The 4,425-nt window shown below is 27.3% G+C and carries 7 protein-coding genes and 1 pseudogene; 3 read left to right on the top strand and 5 right to left on the bottom strand.

The genetic code is table 11. The features are described from left to right. Positions 1–104: 104 nt before the first annotated feature. Positions 105–368, top strand: a pseudogene (locus LQ693_RS13160) (YolD-like family protein); the annotation flags it as partial. A gap of 39 nt (positions 369–407) precedes the next feature. Next, positions 408–869: a hypothetical protein gene (locus LQ693_RS13155; RefSeq protein WP_107573247.1), complete on the top strand. Its 462-nt coding sequence runs from the start codon at positions 408–410 to the stop codon at positions 867–869. A 200-nt stretch (positions 870–1,069) separates the two neighbouring features. On the opposite strand, the gene LQ693_RS13150 is transcribed toward LQ693_RS13155, so the two are convergent. From LQ693_RS13150 to LQ693_RS13135, 4 genes are read right to left on the bottom strand one after another with little or no spacing between them, the layout of a single operon-like run. Then, a complete protein-coding gene (locus LQ693_RS13150; RefSeq protein ID WP_107573246.1) occupies positions 1,070–1,492 on the bottom strand; it encodes a thiol-disulfide oxidoreductase DCC family protein in 423 nt (140 codons plus the stop codon). Continuing rightward, a complete protein-coding gene (locus tag LQ693_RS13145) occupies positions 1,467–2,354 on the bottom strand; it encodes an HTTM domain-containing protein (RefSeq protein ID WP_107573245.1) in 888 nt (295 codons plus the stop codon). The genes LQ693_RS13150 and LQ693_RS13145 overlap by 26 nt, the downstream gene beginning before the upstream one ends. Further along, the gene (locus tag LQ693_RS13140; protein ID WP_107566184.1) at positions 2,347–2,931 is read right to left on the bottom strand and encodes a DUF5819 family protein; all 585 of its coding nucleotides are present in this window, start codon (positions 2,929–2,931) and stop codon (positions 2,347–2,349) included. Before LQ693_RS13140 ends, LQ693_RS13145 begins: the two co-directional genes overlap by 8 nt. A gap of 52 nt (positions 2,932–2,983) precedes the next feature. Then, on the bottom strand, positions 2,984–3,337 hold the full coding sequence (locus LQ693_RS13135) for a hypothetical protein (protein WP_107566183.1): 354 nt from the start codon (positions 3,335–3,337) through the stop codon (positions 2,984–2,986). A gap of 151 nt (positions 3,338–3,488) precedes the next feature. Between LQ693_RS13135 and LQ693_RS13130 the strand changes: the two genes are divergently transcribed. Further along, positions 3,489–3,674, top strand: a complete 186-nt coding sequence (locus tag LQ693_RS13130) for a hypothetical protein (protein ID WP_107566182.1) — start codon at positions 3,489–3,491, stop codon at positions 3,672–3,674. An 89-nt stretch (positions 3,675–3,763) separates the two neighbouring features. On the opposite strand, the gene LQ693_RS13125 is transcribed toward LQ693_RS13130, so the two are convergent. Next, positions 3,764–4,267, bottom strand: a complete 504-nt coding sequence (locus LQ693_RS13125; RefSeq protein ID WP_142399325.1) for a hypothetical protein — start codon at positions 4,265–4,267, stop codon at positions 3,764–3,766. Positions 4,268–4,425 lie beyond the last annotated feature (158 nt).

Here is a 4,425-nt window from a genome sequence, read left to right as displayed (position 1 = left end):
ACGCTCTCTTCTCATAAAAAGACCACCTACTTTCTTAATTTTAACAATACTTCTCTTTAAAGAAGTTGTCCAATTAAGTGTAGACGGTCCATCCTCAACAGTATCAAATAATAGAACAACATATTAAAGATCAAGATAAAGTGGAGAAACCTGTCTTAGATGATATGGCACTAAAGGATTTAAATGATGTCCTTGCTGAGAAATTATTTTATAATCCTTACGCTCAAATCAAATATTGGGAAGATGGATATTACAAAATGATTGAATGTAGTATTAACAAGTTTGATAGCGAAACAAACAAGTTAGAAGTGGTTAAAGATGATGAAAAGATAAGAATAAATATGGATTGTATTTTGGAGATAGTGTAAAATATCAATATAATTATTGTTATTAGGAGGTGAGTTTTCATGTGGATTTCTATATTAAAAACACTTTTTAATATAATTATGAAGTTTCTTGAAAATCAATATGAGTTAAAACAAATATATAACCGTTTAAACAACGCCAAGTCCAACGATTATTCCAAAGACGGTAATAAATTAAAATCTCTAAGTGATAATATTAAAAATTTCCGTTTATCAGCAAGAGACCAACTTAATTTATCACCTGAGAAAGTTGATAAATATCTCGAACTTGTTGATAATTACCAAACAATCTTGGGAGAACAGATTGTTAAAGAATATATTCAAAAAAATCAAAAAGCTAATTCAGTTGTCGATACTAGAATTAATAATATTGATTCATTCATAACTAAGCTGGAAAAATTCAAAAGGAATTGTGATGATTATTATATCAGCAAAACTTCTAGTAATTCGAATGAGTTCGAGAATTTGATTCGATCTAATGCAAAATTATTTGACAAATTTTAATATTGTTATCAGATAAAAACAACCCTATCTAGTTTCCGCTAGATAGGGTCTCGTAAAGTTTGTAACGAACTTCTGTTGAAAATTGTTACATACATGAGAGTATGTATGTATGTATGTATGTATGTATGTATCTAAATTATAAATGAATATAACTTAAATTTCTAGTATTTTTACGGATAGTGCTGTAAACGGTGAGGTAATTAAGACAATATTTTATCAAGCTTATCGCTATCTTTTTTTACAGAAAGAATTTTATTTAGTTTTTCTTTAGAAGGTAAAGCACATTCGTTTCTTTGAAATTTTTTCCTGTTCTTAGCAAACAATTTATATAAGAAATTCCTCAAAAATATCGGGACATGTTTAAAATAAATAAATTTTTTATACTTAACATCACATACTATTTCTATAACAGCATCTGAATAATATAGTACTCTATTATCATCGATTACTATTATAGAATCAACATCTTTAACTTGAATATTAAACTTATGTAGAAAAGAAATTGTTTCTTTTGAATTATCAATTATATAGTAGTCATTTCTTTTATCATTTTTTATAACAAAATCTATAAATCTGTTACAGATTATACAATCGCCATCATACAGAATTAATTTGTTTTTCATTTACATTCTTTCTCCCTTTTAAAAAATTATATATTTTCATATAGTACTCATTTTTTATAAATGCTAAATCAAATGCTATCATTACTATACCAAATGGGACTAATCCCATTATAAATATGATCCCCAAGTGAAAACTAATGCTACCTATAATAGCAACCACTTTAGTATATTTATTTAGCAAAAGGAATGGGAAAAACATTTGCATAAAAATTGAAAGATAACTTATTAAAGTTATAATAAAAGTTGATGAAATAGCCAAATTAACAATTGGTTTAATCCATTCCATAGTAAAACTGTTAATATTAAAAACATAGTAAGGTGCTACACCACTGTACCACATTTGCCCACGAGCTTTGGCAAAACCTGAGAAAAAGTAAAGTACACAAACTTGGAATAATATTAAAAAGTAAAACAAGTTATTTAATGCTATTTGGTAATCACCAAATTTTTCCCTCTTTCCTTTATAAATAGAAAAATATTGAGCGTTTTTAGTAAAAATCATGTAAAAAAGACAAATACTAATTAAATTATTGCCTCCGTCTGTTATATAGCCATTTAAATTGTAAAACAATGCTATTACTATAAATACTAAAACATTAAAAAGTATACTTTCAATGCCCAAAGTAAATAGAATTATTATTATTAGAGCTAATGTATAAAATATATTAAACTCTATACTTGTAAATTCAATATTAACATTGCTGAAAATCTTGTTATTCCAGAGGCTTTCTCTAATCGGAAACGCTGTTGCCATTAAAATTATAGTAACAATTCCGATACCCAACCTAATTATGCTTAAACCTATAGTTCCATGAAGCTTTGAGGTAAGCCTATTTATGTATCTATTAATAAAATCATTCATTTTTTATATCCCCCTTTTTAATTTGAGGTAGCTTTCTAGCTATGTAAAGGGTTTTTTCGTTGCTTGCGTAACTAGGAAAAACTTCAGTTTCATATTTAAGCTGAATCTTATCAGTTTTTATTCCTTGACTTTCTAGTTCATCGTTAATAAAGCTATACAATTTTTTCACCCTAATATTTTCATCGTAAAATTTTTTATTCTCACTATTACCTTTTTTCTTATCATTTACCTTATCAATATCCGAAATAACATCGCTTTCCAATTGTGTTAGTATTGAATTTTTATATGTGTATGGATGAAGATAGTATTTTCTAGAATATTTTTGATAGTACGATGAAATATCAAACCATTTAGATTTATTGTCACCATTATAAAATTGTACTTGTAAGTTATTATTTGAACTCACAGGGTTAGGAGCAAATAATGTCCAAGCTTGTGAAAATAAAGGATTCATATAACTATGAATTATATTTTCATTTTTTTTGGAAAATGGGTTCGTGGGTAAGTTATAGCTTATAGTTAGTAAACAATGAATTGAAACTAAAATAGTTATGAGCATTAACAGAAATTTTTTCAATTAATTCACTCCCTACAAAATTTAATAAAGGGGGAATATATCCCCCATAGTATTATCTAGCAAATTCTGGTGTTTCTTTAAAAGCAACATCATCTTCTGATTTAAGACCATAACAAGCGTAGCCTGTCTGTTGCATTTTGCTATAATCAGGCTTCCCTTTATTCTTTGTATTTTGAGCAACCCATTTTACTCCATCATAAACCGCTCCTGAAGTAACAGCTCGCCCTATACCCCTTGCAACCTGTGCAGCTATTTCTGGTTGTACTTCACTATTATCAACAATGATCTCATCATTATTGCTTTCAAAATCAGTTATTTTATTATCTTCTGCCTTAGCATATAGTACTGATGAAGAAATCAAAGTCACCATTAATAAAGCGCTTACAATACCTATTAAAACTTTCATATAACTATCTCCTTTGTTTATAATATGTAAGAAAATATTCAGATTGCGCAATCATTTATTCTTACAATATAATTTTATAGTTATATTGTATATAAATCAACCCCAAAAGTTTACATTTTATGCTATAATCGTAAATAGTAGGAGGTGTATCATGAGTAAAATAATTTTTATTGTTCTAGGAATTTCAGGTTTTTTATATTCAGTCGATTTAATTTATAACGCCATAGTGAATGATAAACCTATTAACCCTGTAACTACTTTAATACTAATAGGAGTGGTAATTTATATTGTCTATGCTTTATTTTTCGACAAGAAGAATAAAACAGAAAACAAGTAAATTATTTACAATAAATAATACCAGTTTTACACCTTATAATTTATTGAAGGGTTAAACTGGTATTATTAAAACTTATTAATTAATAAAAATTAGATAATAATTAATTGTCTGATTATACTATTCAAATTTTCCATAGGATAACCTAACGCATTAGTATAATGTTTTGTATTCGTTACTTCATACAATTGATTCTCCTCATGTACATGACCAAAGAAATTAATTGGTGCTATATGCTCATCAACTCTACACAAATAACTTCCTAATGACCCATCATTCAAGTGCTTATTATGGCTATACGTTCTTACCAATGGATAATGACTTATGAATACATCTATCTTTATTTCTTCTTTAAATTGTTTATCTGTGAAAATTTTATAAGCACTCATATCCATCAAATTTAACATTTCAGGTTGCTCTACAATATACTTACTATCATTCATAATATTCTGATAGAATGACTTCTCTTCGTCAGTTTTAGGTAAGCTTGTCATAGTAGAACCTGCAAATGTGACACCTTTAAATGTATCAAGTATCTCACCAAAACCACTGTGAAAATAAACAACATTGCTTAATTCATCAATTAACTCAGACATCTCTTTAGCTCTAATCATACTACTATTCTTATATTTTCTCTTTTGATTCTTACTGATTAAATAGTAGTGGACCGTCTACACTTAATTGGACAACTTCTTTAAAGAGAAGTATTGTTAAAATTAAGAAAGTAGGTGGTCTTTTTATGAGAAGAGAGCGT

The organism is Mammaliicoccus sp. B-M6 (genome assembly GCF_022386965.1).
Classification (GTDB): domain Bacteria; phylum Bacillota; class Bacilli; order Staphylococcales; family Staphylococcaceae; genus Mammaliicoccus; species Mammaliicoccus sciuri_A.
This window is presented reverse-complemented; position numbering and strand designations above follow the sequence as displayed.

What these genes read in the sequence shown, in the direction of transcription:
- LQ693_RS13155 (WP_107573247.1), top strand. Translation starts at nt 408, where the DNA reads ATGTGGATTTCTATATTAAAAACACTTTTTAATATAATTATGAAGTTT.
- LQ693_RS13150 (WP_107573246.1), bottom strand. Translation starts at nt 1,492, where the DNA reads ATGAAAAACAAATTAATTCTGTATGATGGCGATTGTATAATCTGTAAC.
- LQ693_RS13145 (WP_107573245.1), bottom strand. Translation starts at nt 2,354, where the DNA reads ATGAATGATTTTATTAATAGATACATAAATAGGCTTACCTCAAAGCTT.
- LQ693_RS13135 (WP_107566183.1), bottom strand. Translation starts at nt 3,337, where the DNA reads ATGAAAGTTTTAATAGGTATTGTAAGCGCTTTATTAATGGTGACTTTG.
- LQ693_RS13130 (WP_107566182.1), top strand. Translation starts at nt 3,489, where the DNA reads ATGAGTAAAATAATTTTTATTGTTCTAGGAATTTCAGGTTTTTTATAT.
- LQ693_RS13125 (WP_142399325.1), bottom strand. Translation starts at nt 4,267, where the DNA reads ATGTCTGAGTTAATTGATGAATTAAGCAATGTTGTTTATTTTCACAGT.